A 16,109-nucleotide genomic window follows, 5' to 3' on the forward strand; every position below is an offset into this window, starting at 1 on the left:
TCTTCGCCGCGTGTAAGCAAAAGGAGCAAGTGAGAATAATTCCTGTGGCCGACTTTTTCAAATCGCAGGATAAAGGCTTTTATGCCATATCTCCGGATGGGAAATTACTATCCTATCTTAAAATGCAGGGTAAGAAACAAAATTTATTTGTAGAGGACCTGAGTTCTGGCAAATCCCTTCAGATCACGCAGCTCCAGGAAAAAAATATCAATTACTATTCCTGGGTAAGTAACAATGAACTGATCTATTACAAGGAAAAAGAAGGTGTGGAGCGGCTTTCTGATATCTATATCATCAATAAAGAAGGTGGGCAGGAACGCAAGCTGAGTGATAACGGACAAAGCAGGATGCGCGTATTGAAAGATGAGCTGATTGATGGTAAGTTCCTGCTGGTGTCTTCCAACAAGCGGGATTCTACCGTTTTTGATGTTTACCGTTTAAATGTACGGGACGGCCATATGGAGATGGCTGCTAAAAACCCGGGGAACATTACCGACTGGATCACAGATTCCAGGGGGAAGCTCAGGCTGGCTACTTCCAGCGATGGCGTAAATCAAACGCTGCTGTACAGGGATACAGAGAACAGGTTTTTTAAACCTGTAATTACCAATAATTTCAAGACTACTTTCAGACCGATCTCTATCGCAGGCGACCGGCCCAATATTGTATATGCAATTTCTAATGTGAACAGGGACAAAAATGCCCTGGTTGAACTGGATTGCCTGACAGGTAAGGAAAATAAGGTCCTCTTCAGGAACGATACACTCAATGTAGTGGATGCCCAGTATTCAGATTCAAAAAAAAGGATAGCCTTTGTAGTTTGTGAAACCTGGAAAAAAGAAAAATATTACCTGGACAGTGCGGCAAAGCAGCTTTATACAAAACTGGGTAAGCTGCTGCCTGGTACAGAATCAAGGGTTATAGCCAGGGATAAGGCAGAAAATATCTTTATCGTGAGAACCTTTACAGATGTCAATCCTGGCTCTTACTACCTGTATTTTGCTAATAAAGGAACGATCAGGAAGTTGAGTGATTTTAATCCCTATGTGAGGGAATCCGATATGAGTAAAATGAGAGCAATCAGTTTTACTGCACGTGACGGGTTAAAGATCCAGGGATATCTGACACTGCCACTGCGTACCTCAGCAGAAAACCTTCCTGTAGTGGTGCTGCCCCATAATGGCCCGGGAATGCGCAATTCATGGGGATACAATGCCGAGGTGCAGTTTCTCGCAAACCGCGGTTATGCCGTTTTTCAGATCAATTACCGGGGATCAACCGGTTATGGGAAGTCCTTCACGGCAGCAGGGTTTAAGCAGTGGGGAGGGAAAATTGGCGACGATATCAATGACGGAGTGAAGTGGCTGATTGCGGAAAAAATAGCTAATCCCAAAAGAATAGCTATTTATGGTACAGGTTTTGGAGGATATATTGCATTGAATAGCTTATATTCGAGTCCGGGAATGTACGCATGCGGCGGATCTAACTCTGGGGTGATTAATTTATTCAGTTACTTAAAATCGATACCTCCATTTTTGAAGACGAACCTGCAGATGTACTATGAGATTATAGGAAACCCGGTTACCGAAGTTGATTATATGAGGCAGGCATCTCCGGTATTTCATGCAGACAAGTTTAAAGTGCCTGTGTTTATTGCGCAAAGTCCTACAGACCAGGCGGGTAATTCAGCAGAAGCCATACAGTTTGTAAAGGAGTTGCAAAAGCGAAATGTAAAAGTTACGTATCTGGAAAAGGAGTATAATGAATCGTCTGCAAATGGTGAGGAAGTACGCCAAAAGTTATACGCTGGTCTGGAGCAATTTTTATCCGCTAATCTGTCTAAGAAATAGATAAAAACAAGAATGGCATCAGAGAGATACAGTGGCTATCGTAAAAATTTTTTATTGATCCTGACCTTTATTGTTCTGATCTCCGCCCTGTTTGTGCTGTCCCTTTTCCTTGCATACAACTTTAGCAAGAAATTTATTGAAAACGAGTTTGTTTCCGAAAAGGTGAAAGTGCTGGAGGAAAGTATCAAACCATACAATGAATTCTTTACCAATAAAGTACCAGAGATATCTTATTATAACGGATACCTTGATTCCGCCACTACAGCTAAATTTGTAGATACTGTTCTGAATGATTATCCATTTGTATCGAAGGTTATATTTTATGATTCTGAGATCAACAATTTCTATGTAAAAGACGGATTGAATGCACGCCAGCATTTTTCCTTCGGCCCCAAAAATATTTACCAGTTCGGAGATCTGGTACCCCTTGATTCTGTCAAGCTCTTTTCAAAAGAAAACACAAAGAACTTTACGATAGGAGATGATTTCAATGCACTGGGCATTAAGTTTATTTCCTATATCGCCGCACTGGATACCACTAAAGCACATAGCCAGGATGAGCTTTTTACCAACTTCAGCATCATCCGCTCCAATAAGATCACCTATCTGAATATCCCCAGGATGGAAGATCTGAAAGTTTACAAAGAAATGCTGCACAAACAGCTTAGTCCTATGCCTGTTTACCAGCAGGACATGTTATCATTCTTTCTGGATCCCTATAAGATCAGGATTATCAATACCAGGAAGAAACTTTATCAGAATATCAGGATAGAACCTTTAACCTATGATCCTTTGAATACTTCATCGGATTATATTGCAACAGAGATCACCCTTCCCGGCCCTTTTTCAGATTATAAACTATATTTTATTTCTGCCAAATCCTTTGTGGACCGCGAGATACTCAGTTACTTTCTGCCGATTGCCTTGCTGATCCTGTTATTTTATAGTCTGCTGGTATTAGTGGCTTACCTGATTTACAGAAACCTGAACATCAACCATAAGATGTTTAAGTTACAGTATGACTTTGTAAACAACCTGACGCACGAATTTAAAACGCCTGTGAGTGTGATCAAGATTGCCGGGAATAACATCAAAAGCGCCAGTTCACTGACTGAGCGGGAGCTGAAACTGTATGGTAAAATCCTCGATGAGGAGGCCGACAAGCTCAATGGGCTGATGAATAAATTACTGGCATTTACACAGATTGAAAATAAAGCAATCCAGTTGAACCGTGATGAAATCTATATTGAAGACTTTATAGAAAGTACGGTAGAGTCCCATCAGCTGAAACATCCTGATTTTAAAGTCACCTATGAAGTATCCGGGTTCACTACTTTTATCACAGATCCTGTATTATTGGGTAGTCTTTTTGATAACTTAGTTGAGAACGCTTATAAGTATTCACCTCCGGAATTAAAGAAGCTGCACATCTCGGCAAAAATGATCAAGGGGAAGGTTGTATTCAGGTTTATTGATCATGGAATTGGTATTCCGACGCCGGAAATTAATAATATATTTAAGAAGTTTTACCGTATACAGAACCAGTATAACCAAAATGGCAGCGTAGGATTAGGGCTGGCATTCTGCAAAGAGCTGGTTGTATTTATGAAGGGTGAGATTACCGTAAAAAGTAAAGTAAATAAAGGAACAGAATTTAAAATAGTACTGCCTTATAATAATTAATGATATGTCTAAAGGAATTAAAATACTAATAGTCGAGGACGATGAGAATTTAAGATTTTTAGTAGTACACCGTTTAAAATCGGAAGGTTACGAAGTGCTTGAAAACGGCGATGGCGAACTGGCTGTGAAAATGATATTGGATGAGAAACCTGATATTGTGCTGCTTGACTGGATGCTGCCCGGTAAACAAGGTTCTGAGGTTTGCGAAGAAGTACGCCAGAAGGGTTTTGAAAACCTGATCATTATGATGACTGCCAAGGCGCAGGACGTAGATAAGATTGATGCCTATAATTTTGGGGTGTCAGACTATGTGGCAAAGCCTTTCAATATGGATGTGCTTGTAGCTATGCTGGAAAGCAAAGTTAAGTTTCTGCTGAACAATGACAGGTCTGAGATCCACCGTTTTGGTGACATGGAACATCATCCGAATATCCACACCCTGTACCGTAATGGCAGAAAAATCGAGCTTACGATACTGGAGAACAGGATTCTTTTATACTTCCTCAGAAACCCTAATAAGGTGATCAACCGTGATGAACTGATGTTGGTTGTATGGGGATATAATTCTGATGTAAATACCCGTACCCTGGATATGCATATTGTACGACTAAGGAAAAAGATTGAACTGAATCCTGATAATCCGCAGTTGCTGCAAACTGTCAGAGGTATAGGATACCGCTTCAACGCGGGATAAAAAAAGTATAGCCTGTAATTTACAGGCTATACTTTTAAAATGAATTGCTATCCAGGTTTATCCTTAAGCCCTTTTCAGGGTAAAGACAGTGATTTCTGGCAAAATACCTACTCTTCCGGGAAAGCCCAGGAAACCGTAACCTACATTCACATACAATTGTTGCTGCTGTTCCTGGTAAAGGCCAGCCCATTCCTTGTAGATATATTCAATAGGGCTCCACTGATATTTTTCTGTACGAACACCAAACTGCATTCCATGCGTATGTCCGCTAAACATGGCATCGATCTGAGGATATTTTGGCAATACCTCGGCGCGCCAGTGTGATGGATCGTGTGATAAAAGTAACTTCACCGGCAGGTCATCTGTGTTTTTTACGGCAAGTTCCATTTTCCCGTATTTAGGAAAACGTCCCATTCCCCAGTTTTCGATGCCCAGGATTCCGATTTCCTCGCCGTCAACTTTAAGGCGCCTGTTTTCATTCATCAGCAGGTCCCAGCCCATCAGTTCATGAGTTTTGATCACGTCCTTCAGGTTTTTTGCTTTGGCCGGAGAAGATTCTCTTCCAAAGTGGTAATCCCCATAATCATGGTTCCCAAGCGAAGAAAATACGCCAAGAGGGGCTTTAACTTTACTGAAGATATCCTGGTAATCCCGCATTTCATTGGCCATATCATTAACGATATCGCCTGTGAAAAATATAAAATCAGGTTTCTCGCCAAGGAGCATTTCTACCCCGCCCCTGACAGCTTTCGGATTATAGAAACTGCCGGAATGGATATCAGAGATCTGCGCCATAGTAATCCCGTCAAATGCGGCTGGCAAATTAGGCAGGATCAAAGTTTTCCTTCTTACCTGATAATCATAGGCACCAGAGACAATGCCCCAGGTGAGAGAAGTCAGGGGTACAGCAGCTGCCACAATACCTGCTTTCACAAGAAAAGAAGAGCGGCTGATTGTATCTCCATCCTCAGAAGGATTTACAGTTGGGCTTTGAGGTGTTTTTCTAAACTGTCTGAAAAGGAAGATCAGGCCCCTGCGCAGATCATCTATTACCAGAAACAGCAACATTACAATCTTACATGCTGTGATCAGGAAGAACGACACCAGGATCACTGCACGCAGGGATAGAAAGATATTAACGAAAATACCTGCAAATACTCCGATAATGAGCACGATGCTCACTCCATAGTAAATGCGGGTAAATCTCTTCTTTGACTTCTCAGTCCAGTTCTTAAATACAGAGAGCGCTGCATTCACAAAATAATAATCGAATGCCAGAATCAACAGGCATCCTGCAATAAGAAAGGGTAATCGGCCCATTGGATTTTAGGTAATAATATTTTGTGTTACTTATCTGAAGTCGGTATCTTCGTCTTCGTCATCATCCTCGCCAATTTCGGTATTAAACAGACTGTCAAACATGTCGGAAAACCCAAAACCACCGTCAAGGTATTTCTTGCTCAGCTGCGAATATTCTGCCAGGCCGTGCAATACAAATTCCATCATCAGTAAAGTCTGATTGGCGCTGAGTTTAGGATGGAATTTCTTCACCAGTTCATTCAGCCCTTTAACCTGCATCAGCTCCTTTTTATACTGCGGCCCTGTGAGGGTATCAGCAACATCTAAAGTATTGCCATCTGTAAACCAATCGGTAATACTTTGATAAGGATTTGCAGCCTTGCTTTTCTTAGCTTTTTCAGGATCAGGGAAATAACGGTTAAAAAGGGTCTTGATAGCTTTTCCTATTAAGGTATTGGCAACTTTGGCCGGGCCTTCCAGCTCTCCTTCATAAACCAGCTCGATTTTTCCGGTTACAGCAGGGATGATTCCTGTAAGATCTGACAGCCTTACGAAGGTATTTTCTTCCATGTTGATCAGCATTCTTCTTTCGGCAGAACTGATCAGGTTTTCATAGGCAGAGATGGTTAAACGTGCAGAAACACCTGATTTCTGATCGATAAACTCACTTTTACGCGCTTCAAACGCTACCTGCTCTATCAGGTCTTTCACCAAACCGTCTGCTTCAACTTTCAGTTTCTGCGATTCAGTGATTTTTGCTTCCTGAAAAGTAATCTTTCTGGAGATAGCAATAGTTTTAGGATAATGTGTTAAGATCTGGCTTTCAATCCTGTCTTTCAGTGGCGTTACAATCGATCCCCTGTTGGTATAATCTTCAGGATTGGCCGTGAAAACAAACTGAACATCAAGGGGTAACCGTAATTTAAATCCTCTGATCTGGATATCTTTCTCCTGCAGCATATTGAATAAGGCTACCTGGATACGTGCCTGAAGATCTGGTAATTCATTGATTACGAAAATACTGCGGTGCGCTCTCGGGATCAAACCAAAGTGGATTACACGTTCGTCGTTATATGTCAGTTTTAATGTAGCCGCCTTGATTGGATCAACGTCACCAATTAAATCCGCTACAGTTACATCTGGGGTAGCCAGTTTTTCTGTATAGCGGTCAGAACGATGCTGCCAGCTGATCACAGTATCATCACCATAAGTCTCTATTTCTCGCTGGGCGAACCAGGAAATAGGGTTCAGGGGATCATCAAATATTTCACTTCCGGTTACATAAGGGATATATTCATCCAGCAGGTTAACCATTAAACGGGCAATACGTGTTTTAGCCTGGCCTCTTAAACCCAGCAGCAGAATATTGTGCCTGGAAAGGATAGCAGTCTGTAATTCGGGGATAACAGTTTCATCATAGCCTAAGATACCTTCAAAACCAGCATCTTTATTCTGAAGCTGCTGAATGAGGTTTTTGCGCAATTCATCTTTTACCGAGAGCGAAACGTAATTGGAGGCTTTTAATTCGCCAAGAGTTTTAATTGATTTATAATCCATATGATTTGTATCTCCGTTTAACGGACCGTTTTTCTTCTGTTTTTAATATAATCTTCAAAAATGTATTCGCCCAATCCAGTCAGAGAGCTGTAAAATGCCCTTCCTCCGTTGATCTGGGTAAATTCTCTGACAAATTGCTGCAGGTAAGGGTCCTGGGCAATCATAAATGTAGTAATAGGGATATTCAGCCTTTTGCACTGCGCTGCCATGTTCAGTGTTTTATTGATCACCTTCCTATCCAGTCCCATACTGTTTTTATAGTAACGGCCATTTTCTTTCAGGCAGGTGGGTTTTCCGTCAGTGATCATAAAGATCTGTTTATTATGCGTTTTGCGCCTGCGGAGCAGGTCGGCAGCCAGTTCAAGTCCTGCAAACGTATTTGTATGGTATGGCCCAACCTGCAGATAGGGAAGGTCCTTAACTGTAATCGGCCATGCATCATTACCAAACACAACAATGTCAAGTGTATCCTTAGGATACCTGGTTTTAATCAGCTCTGCGAGTGCCATGGCTACTTTCTTTGCAGGAGTGATCCTGTCCTCGCCATAAAGGATCATGGAGTGGGATATATCAATCATCAGCACTGTTGAAGTGAGTGTCTTGAAATCTTTCTCTTCCACTTCCAGGTCGCGCTCAGTAAGGGTAAAGTTGCCTATCCCGTGATTGATCTGTGCATTCTGGATCGATGCGGTCATATCGATCTGGTCCAGGCTGTCACCAAATGAATACTCACGGCGGTCGGCATTTTTCTCCTCGCCTATACCAGACAGGTTGCTGTTATGATTTCCCTTTCCAGCTTTTTTCAGTTTACCAAAGATCTCTTCCAGTGCAGATTTGCGTATTGTCTGCTCTGTTTTGGAGGTGATCTCCATGTCGCCATCTTTAGGATTTTCTTTAATATAGCCTTTGTCTTTCAGCTCGTCAATAAAATCACCCATCCCATAGTCGCCATTGGTAAACTTGTATTGCTTATCCAGTTCATTCATCCAGGCAAGCGTTTCGCCTGCATCACCTGCTGTATAATTCAACAATTGTGTGAATAGTTTTAGCAGTTCATCAAACCCGCCCTTTGGAAGGTCGTCGGGTTGAAAATCAGAAAAATGGAAACCTCTCATATTCTTATATTAACGGTAAATCGAAGGTAAAAGTTTAGCCCCGCACTAATGTTACCTGCTTGTAAAAATACTTAAGAGGGAAAAGAGCCTTTTTAGGGCTTTGGATAGCCTTTAGCCAAGGCCCTGTCTGCACGTTTCACCGCCAGTTTCTCCCTGAAATTTGCATAAGGCGCTTTCAGTGCCATCTTCAGCAAACTATCCAGGCCGCCTTTGATAGCCAGGTTAAATAAGCTTTGTGCTTTTCTTACGGGCGATGCGTCCCATGCCCTTAGGCTGAGAGAGAAAGAACCGTCCAGATACTTCATCCAGTGCCACATACCGGTAGGCATAAACAGCGTATCTCCATGTTCCAGGAACACTTCGTATCCTTCCACACCGTTCAGTGCAGGGAAATTTTTAAAGTCGGGATTGGCCACATCATAATCTTCCAGGGCATAAGTAGCATTGGGGATACAATACAGGCGTTCTTTCCATTTATTGTCGAAAAGGATGATATGTTTTCTGCCCCCGAAATGGGTATGAAAGAGGTGTGGCAGATCGATGTCATAATGAAGAAAAGTAACCGAATTGGAACCGCCGAAAAACATGGCCGGCATACTTTCAATAAAACCGCCCATCAGGTCCTTTGGCAGGATAACATCGTTGATCAGGCTGGGAACATGTTTGAAAAGGTTAAAGAAAAAGATGCGCAATTCAGTTGGCTCCCTTTTAATGAGGTCCAGATAATCACCAAACAGCATATGCGCAGCTGCAGAATTGATCGGTTTGGAAGGATCTGCCTTTGCGTTGTCATACAGTGGAACTTCAAGCTGCCCTGCTATTTCTTTCAGATAATCAGTAGTCCACTTCTCTCTTGCAGGCCAGTTCTTTGTTAAACCTTTAATGATCAGAGGTTTCCTTGGGTCTAAATAATTTTTTTTAAAATCAGAGGGACTGATGCTCTCAACGGTATCTACTGGCTTAAGAATGAAGCTCATAAAGGGTGAAATCTGTTAAAGAACAAAAGTGTAAATTAAATTCTACTTATTTTCAATAAAAAGGAACAGCAGCTTTATTTATTGAGGAAGATGACTTTCCAGTGCTTTATTGGCCCTTTTGATGGCCAGGCGTTCCTTCCATGCCATATATTTATCCCTGAAATTACCTTTCATAAAGTCATCAAATTTGCGCTGTATAGTTAAATTGTACAGGCTTTTTGCCTTCACTGCCCAGGATTTATCCCATGCCCTCAGGCTGATGGAAAAAGAACCGTCAAGATATTTCATCCAGTGCCAGTATCCTGTTGGCATAAATAAGGTATCGCCATGCTCGAGATAGGCTTCGATACCTTTCACACCTTTCAGTGCCGGGAATTTTTCGAAATCAGGATTTTCAACATCATAGTCTTCCAGGGCATAAGTTGCATAGGGAATTTGATAGAGCCGTTCCTTCCATTTGTTTTCGAACAGAATAACGTGTTTTCTGCCATTGAAATGGGTGTGGAAGATATGAGCCATATCAATATCGTAATGCAGAAAGGTTACAGAGCCCTTACCGCCAAAGAACATGTTTGGATAGCTGTCAAGAAATCCTCCCATCAGATTTTTCGGGGCGATATAATCATCCAGAAGTTTTGGTGCCTGTTTGATAGGATCAAAAAGAAAGATGCGCAGATCAGTAGGCGTACTTTTGATGAGGTCTATATAATCTCCGAATTTCATTTCAGCTGCCGATGCATTGATCGGTTTGGATGGGTCTGCTTTGGAACTGTCATACAGGGGAACAACCTGATCGCCCACAACAGTTTTCATGTAGTCCATAGACCATTTTTCGTACGCCGGCCAAGTTTTAGCCATGTTCTTTATGACAAGAGGCCTGCGTGCATTGAGATAGTTTTTCTCGAAATCTTCTTTAGAAATCTCATCTACGCAATCAATCTGAGATAAGTCAAACTTCATGTTAATATAATGTTAAATCATGTAAAATTATATAAAAATAGATATAGCAATCAACAGTGGAAATGATTAATCAAAAATTCTGACAATAAAAAAACACAGCTGATAAGACTGTGTTTTTTTATAACTTTTACTGGTTAGGTTAGCTTAGTTTGGCATTAAAACAGTATCAATTACATGTATAACGCCGTTTTTTTGCATAACGTTTGCAACTGTTACTGCGGCGGTTCCACCTTTTTCGTCAGTTAAAACAAGTTTGTCACCTTCCATTGAAGCCCAGAGTTTTCCACCAGCCACTGTAGTGAGTTCTGCTTTTCCATTGCCGGCTTTAATCGCGTTTGCAATTGTTTTTGCATCCATTTTGCCTGCAACCACGTGATAGGTAAGAATCTTAGTCAGCATCGCTTTGTTTTCCGGTTTAACCAATGTTTCCACAGTTCCGGCAGGTAGTTTATCAAATGCTGCGTTTGTAGGAGCAAAAACTGTAAATGGTCCTTTGCTTTTTAAAGTTTCTACAAGGCCGGCTGCTTTCACCGCTGCAACAAGCGTAGTGTGGTCTTTTGAATTTACTGCATTGTCCACAATGTCTTTTGTCGGGTACATTGCTGCACCACCAACCATTGGGTTTTTTTGCGCGTAAACGTTAGTTGAGAATGCCATAGCTACTATAGCAAATAAAGGCAGGATTAATCTTTTCATATTTTGGTATTTTGATTTGCGAAAAGATACGTTGGAAAATAGCGCTTGGTTTTTAAGTTTTTAACGATCAGACAGCGTGATAGTTAACCCTCTGATTTCTCGTCGATCAGAAATAATTCCGAGGCAATATAGTCGGCAAAAAGCTTACCGTCCTGGGTAAGCATCAGTGTGCCATCCTTGTATTCCAGCCATTTTCTTTGGATAAAAGGTTTAATGTTTTTAATCGTATCAGCCAGAAAGACCCTGCCAAAATCCCTTTCAATTTTATCCATATCAGTTCCCCACATCGTACGCAGGGAGGTCATTACATACTCATTAAAACGGTCATAAATATCCAGTTCTTCCACTGTTTCCGGTAGTTTGCCATCTGCAATCTGGCTGAGGTATTTGGCGTTATTGGCGATGTTCAGATACCTGATATTGCCATTGAAACCATGGGCCGAAGGGCCTATGCCCAGGTAGGGAATGCCCCGCCAATAGTTGGTGTTGTGAACGGCATGGCGGCCGGGCAGGCTTAAGTTGGAAATTTCATAATGGTCAAAGCCCGCCGCGCCGGATTTCTCAATCAGTGAAATAAACTGTGCGGCACTCTGTTCATCGTTTACAGGAACCTGTTTTCCTTTTTTAATTGCCGCTGCCAGTGCAGTTCTTGGCTCTACTGTTAAAGAATAGGCAGATAAGTGAGGCACCTGTAAGCCAATCGCTTTATTGATATTGCTATGCCATTTTTCGTCGGTCAGCAAAGGGTAGCCATAAATCAGGTCGATGCTCAGGTTTTCAAAGCCTGCATCCTGACTGCGTCTGATGCAGGTATCTGCTTCACTTGCGTTGTGCGCCCTGTTCATCCAGATCAGGTCTTCATTAAAAAAAGACTGCACACCGATACTGAAGCGGTTAACAGGAAGCTGGCGCAGCTCCGCAATCTTTTTTGCATCCAGATCGTCCGGATTGGTTTCTATGGTGATCTCTGCATCAGATGCGATAGAGAAGTGTGTGGTCAGTACGTCAAATATTTTTTCAAAAGATTTTTGTGGCAGAATAGAAGGGGTACCACCGCCGAAATAAATGCTTCCTACCTGATCAGTAATCCTGTTCTTTTTCATAATGATTTCTTTGCAGATCGAATCAGTCATCTCGTCTACAAACTGCAGGGAAGTGCTGAAATGGAAGTCACAATAGTTGCAGGCCTGTTTACAAAAGGGGATATGGATATAAATTCCGGACATTCGGCAAAGGTAAGTGCAATTAAGGATTGTTTTATCGTATTTTCGTAAGATGAAGAAGAGTGTTATTGCTTTAGCGTTTCTGGCATGCTGTGCCATGCCATTTCTGACAGCAGTCGCGCAATCTAAACTGAAGATTGTGATCATCCGCCATGGTGAAAAACAGGATAAATATGAAAATCTGGATTGTGCTGGCCTCAACCGTTCTCTAAAATTAGTGAGCGTACTTTATAAGAAAATTGGTGTTCCGCAGGACATCTACATTCCTTCAATAGGTAATGGTGTTAAAACAACCCACGCCAGGATGTTCCAGACTATCAGTCCGTTCGCTTCTGCTTATAATATCAGTATCAATAGTAAGTACAGCGGTAAAGACTTTGATAACATTCTGAAAGATCTTGAAAAAAAAGAGGGAACGGTACTGTTTGTGTGGGACCACGAAAATATTGCAAGCCTGGCAAAAGCATTGGGCATCAAAGAAAAGACAAGCTGGAGCGACAGCGATTTTGATTCTGTCTGGATCATCAGCGGTAAGAAAAAAAGCAGGGTACTGCAAAAAGACAGAGAGGGAATTATCCCGGCGAAGAACTGTGGTACCTGGTAAACCATTTTACCAATCGGGTGAGATTGTAAACAATATTATCTTAAATTTGCGACAATGCAATTTGATCACTTATCAGCTCCATGTATAGAAATCTTCTGCTAACTATTTTCCTGTTCTGCGGACTGGGCTTTAGTGAGGCTAAGGCGCAGATCAGTCCGGTTGCGGGAGATACTGTTGTAAAACAAAAATTTTACAAGCCGCGAATAGTAAGGGATTCTGCATTTCTGGCCAGGCAAAAGTTCTTGACCGATTCGATCATGACACACACCTGGATTCTGCCCGACTCGCTCGTTAACCGGCATATTTTAATAGACAGTATTGTAAAAGCGAACGTTTTTGAAAAGCTCGATCTCGAAGCATGGTTTAAAAAATACGGTAAATTCAAAAAGGAAAATAAATTCAGGACCGGCAATCCGCTTCCCAAAGGGAAAACATGGGTGCTGGGATTTATCTGTTTGTTACTCGTAGTTTTTGCGGTGCTCAGGATTTCTTTTGCCAAACAGCTGCAGAATATTATACAGTCATTTTACAGCAACCGCGGATTAAATAATTTGAATAAAGAGGATAACGTGTTTAGTTCCTGGCCTTTCCTTTTTTTGTTTATACAGTTTGGCTTTACTATAGGAATGTTTTTTTATCTGGTTGCGCAATACTATCAGCTCGCCTATGTCCATCAGGGCTTTCGTTTTTTTGTAAGTGTTTCGATACTGATCGTGGTACTTTATGCCTTGAAAATTGTACTGCTCCGCCTGCTGGGACACCTGTTTAATATCGAGAAAGCAGTGAGCGAATATGTCTCTATATTATATTTAAGTTATTTTAATATCTCCTTAATATTTATCCCCCTGGTGGTCGCTTTTGCTTTGTCGCCATTGAAATATGGTATCTATTACATAGTTATATCATTTGTTTTACTGGCGATAATATTCACGTTTCAATTTATAAGGGCAGGGGTAAATATTTTATCTCATTATCGGTTTTCAAAATTCTATTTATTTATGTACTTTTGTGCCCTCGAAATATGCCCTATTTTGATATTAATCAAGGCAATAGGATTACAGCTGTAACTAGTTAAAATGCAAGAAATGACAGAAGATAGGTTGCGTAAAGTAAAAAGTATACTGATAACTTTGCCAAAACCCGAAACAGAAAAATCGCCTTATTTTGATTTGGCCAAGAAATACAACCTGAGAGTTGATTTCAGATCCTTTATTCACGTGGAAGGTATACCTGCGCGGGATTTCAGAAAAGATAAGATCACACTGAGTGAATATACTGCTGTAGTTTTTACAAGCAGGAATGCGGTAGATCATTTTTTCAGGATATGTGAGGAAATGCGGTATGAAGTACCTGCTGATCTGAAATACTTTTGTATTTCGGAATCTACTGCACTATATCTGCAAAAGTACATCCAGTACCGGAAGCGTAAGATATTTTTTGGTAAGCAGACTGCTGCAGATCTTTCAGAGGTGCTTAAAAAACATTCAGGGGAAAAATTCCTGTACCCATGTTCTGATGTGGCCACTGAAGATACCATGAATTTCCTGCTGAAGAACGGATATGACCTGACTCCGGCAGTATTATTCAAGACTGTAGTAAGTGATCTTTCTGATCTGGCTGACGTGACCTACGATGTGATTGCATTTTTCAGTCCTTCCAGCATTCAGTCGCTCTATACCAACTTCCCGGATTTCCAGCAAAATAACACCAGGCTTGCTGCTTTTGGAGTGAATACGCATAAGGCTGTGACGGATAAGAACTTAATTGTGGATATCGCTGCGCCTTCGCCAGAATCGCCTTCGATGATTATGGCGATAGAGAATTACATCAAAAAATCCAACAAGTAACGTAATCTGTTGCTTCAATTCCCCACTCTGGGGAATCCAAAATATTTGCATTTTCTTTAAAATTTGGAATAAGCAAGTTGTTAACATGAGGTTAACGGCTTGCTTATTTTGCATTTAGGAGAGATTTTTATGTTGAAATAGTTGTTTATATCAATCATAATCTATAAAATTGTGTAAAATTGCTCAACGGCTTATGAGGAAAATTTACACGCTAGGTTTTATAATGATTGCAATACTCGTTTCCAGCTGCGGAAAAGGTGGGCAGGGGGAGCTTGTGGGCGTATATAACCGGAAATTCAACAATAAAAAGATGCCACGTGGAATGGTTTACATTCCCCAGGGCAAAACGCTGATCGGGATGTCTGACGAGGATATTAATAATTCTCAGAGTGCGCCCAGCAAAATGACCTCTTTCAGTGCATTCTATATGGATGAAACTGAAATTACCAATGCCGAATACAGGCAGTTTGTAAACTGGGTCAGAGATTCGGTAGCACTGACTACATTAGGTCCGGGCGCGGCAGCAGCATATTTTATTAATGCCAAGACTACACCTGGTGGTGCAAGCCTTTCATCACAAAAAAATATCAACTGGAAAAAGGTTGGTAATGGTTCCGGGCTATGGAGCAATAAGAGCGGCGGACTAAACTCCAAGTTACAGGATATGTATTACAGTGGCGATGATGCTTTGCCTGGACGTCCTGAGCTTGATGTAAGAAAATTCAGATATTCTTACAGCTTTGTAAACCTTGATCTTGCTGAACAGGGAAGAAAAGACCCTACAAAAAAACGTAAAGATTTTATTGAGAGTTATGTAGACTCTCCTGATCCAAATAACCCAAACCAGTTCCCTTCGGTAAGTGTGTATCCTGATACCATGGTATGGAAGGTAGATTATTCTTACTCACAGAATGATCCAATGGTTAAATCTTATTTCAATCACCCATCATATGATAACTATCCTGTAGTAGGTGTATCATGGGAGCAGGCCAATGCATTCTGTGTTTGGCGTACCCGTTTATATGAGCCGGTTGCTGCACAGAGAAAACTTCCGATCAGCTCACGCCCTGAGTACAGGTTGCCTACTGATGCTGAATTTGAATATGCGGCAAGAGGTGGTAATTCAAAAACAAAATATCCATGGGGCGGTCCTTACATCAGGAATACCAAAGGATGTATGCAGGCTAACTTCAAAGTCGGAAGAGGGAACTATGCTGATGACGGAGGTTTATACACTGTAAATGTAAGGTCCTATTTCCCGAATGATTATGGACTGTACAATATGGCTGGTAACGTTTCTGAATGGACGGTGACCGCCTATAATAACTCTGCTTCACCTTTACTGCTCGACTTCAATCCTAACTTTACGTACGTAGCCAAAGGATCCGACAGCAAATATATGAAACGTAAAGTTGTCAGGGGCGGTTCATGGAAAGACATAGGTTTCTTCCTTCAAAACTCCGTAGGTACTTATGAGTACCAGGATCAGGCAAGATCGTACATAGGCTTCAGATGTGTTTCGTCATTTGCAGGTACAGACATCAATTTCAAAAACTAAAGGACTAAAATTCTCGTAAACTACTAATACATCAACATTTATCTAT

General features: G+C 41.3%; 14 protein-coding genes. 7 read left to right on the top strand and 7 right to left on the bottom strand.

The genetic code is table 11. The features are described 5' to 3' along the window. The first annotated feature begins 29 nt into the window (after positions 1-29). From ABWY16_RS17790 to ABWY16_RS17800, 3 genes are read left to right on the top strand one after another with little or no spacing between them, the layout of a single operon-like run. The gene (locus tag ABWY16_RS17790) at positions 30-1,850 is read left to right on the top strand and encodes a S9 family peptidase (protein ID WP_353906010.1); all 1,821 of its coding nucleotides are present in this window, start codon (positions 30-32) and stop codon (positions 1,848-1,850) included. Positions 1,851-1,862: 12 nt separating this feature from the next. Then, the gene (locus tag ABWY16_RS17795) at positions 1,863-3,533 is read left to right on the top strand and encodes a sensor histidine kinase (RefSeq protein WP_353906011.1); all 1,671 of its coding nucleotides are present in this window, start codon (positions 1,863-1,865) and stop codon (positions 3,531-3,533) included. Between the two features lie 4 nt (positions 3,534-3,537). Further along, complete coding sequence (locus tag ABWY16_RS17800; protein WP_353906012.1) at positions 3,538-4,227, top strand: response regulator transcription factor; 690 nt, start codon at positions 3,538-3,540, stop codon at positions 4,225-4,227. 63 nt (positions 4,228-4,290) lie between these two features. On the opposite strand, the gene ABWY16_RS17805 is transcribed toward ABWY16_RS17800, so the two are convergent. The 7 genes from ABWY16_RS17805 to hemW form a co-directional block, all read right to left on the bottom strand. After that, complete coding sequence (locus ABWY16_RS17805; RefSeq protein ID WP_353906013.1) at positions 4,291-5,547, bottom strand: metallophosphoesterase; 1,257 nt, start codon at positions 5,545-5,547, stop codon at positions 4,291-4,293. Between the two features lie 30 nt (positions 5,548-5,577). Then, positions 5,578-7,083: a sigma 54-interacting transcriptional regulator gene (locus ABWY16_RS17810; RefSeq protein ID WP_353906014.1), complete on the bottom strand. Its 1,506-nt coding sequence runs from the start codon at positions 7,081-7,083 to the stop codon at positions 5,578-5,580. Positions 7,084-7,100: 17 nt separating this feature from the next. Then, positions 7,101-8,198 (bottom strand): vWA domain-containing protein, encoded by a 1,098-nt coding sequence (locus ABWY16_RS17815; RefSeq protein ID WP_353906015.1) that lies wholly within the window; start codon positions 8,196-8,198, stop codon positions 7,101-7,103. Positions 8,199-8,290: 92 nt separating this feature from the next. Next, complete coding sequence (locus ABWY16_RS17820; protein WP_353906016.1) at positions 8,291-9,175, bottom strand: cupin-like domain-containing protein; 885 nt, start codon at positions 9,173-9,175, stop codon at positions 8,291-8,293. A 78-nt stretch (positions 9,176-9,253) separates the two neighbouring features. Beyond that, positions 9,254-10,135 (bottom strand): cupin-like domain-containing protein, encoded by an 882-nt coding sequence (locus ABWY16_RS17825; protein ID WP_353906017.1) that lies wholly within the window; start codon positions 10,133-10,135, stop codon positions 9,254-9,256. Between the two features lie 144 nt (positions 10,136-10,279). After that, positions 10,280-10,831 carry a fasciclin domain-containing protein gene (locus ABWY16_RS17830; protein ID WP_353906018.1) on the bottom strand — a complete coding sequence of 184 codons (552 nt, stop codon included), beginning with the start codon at positions 10,829-10,831 and terminating at the stop codon, positions 10,280-10,282. Between the two features lie 83 nt (positions 10,832-10,914). After that, complete coding sequence (gene hemW / locus ABWY16_RS17835) at positions 10,915-12,057, bottom strand: radical SAM family heme chaperone HemW (protein WP_353906019.1); 1,143 nt, start codon at positions 12,055-12,057, stop codon at positions 10,915-10,917. 49 nt (positions 12,058-12,106) lie between these two features. On the opposite strand from hemW, the gene ABWY16_RS17840 reads away from it, so the two are divergent. The 4 genes from ABWY16_RS17840 to porK all read left to right on the top strand — a co-directional run bounded on the left by ABWY16_RS17840 (position 12,107) and on the right by porK (position 16,063). Further along, complete coding sequence (locus tag ABWY16_RS17840; RefSeq protein ID WP_353906020.1) at positions 12,107-12,658, top strand: histidine phosphatase family protein; 552 nt, start codon at positions 12,107-12,109, stop codon at positions 12,656-12,658. An 80-nt stretch (positions 12,659-12,738) separates the two neighbouring features. Further along, positions 12,739-13,725 carry a DUF4271 domain-containing protein gene (locus ABWY16_RS17845; RefSeq protein ID WP_353906021.1) on the top strand — a complete coding sequence of 329 codons (987 nt, stop codon included), beginning with the start codon at positions 12,739-12,741 and terminating at the stop codon, positions 13,723-13,725. Positions 13,726-13,734: 9 nt separating this feature from the next. Then, positions 13,735-14,505 (top strand): uroporphyrinogen-III synthase, encoded by a 771-nt coding sequence (locus ABWY16_RS17850; RefSeq protein WP_353906022.1) that lies wholly within the window; start codon positions 13,735-13,737, stop codon positions 14,503-14,505. A 193-nt stretch (positions 14,506-14,698) separates the two neighbouring features. After that, positions 14,699-16,063, top strand: coding sequence for a T9SS ring complex lipoprotein PorK/GldK (gene porK / locus ABWY16_RS17855; RefSeq protein ID WP_502931001.1), 1,365 nt, complete (start codon positions 14,699-14,701; stop codon positions 16,061-16,063). Positions 16,064-16,109 lie beyond the last annotated feature (46 nt).

Source organism: Pedobacter sp. (assembly GCF_040513095.1).
Lineage (GTDB): Bacteria > Bacteroidota > Bacteroidia > Sphingobacteriales > Sphingobacteriaceae > Pedobacter.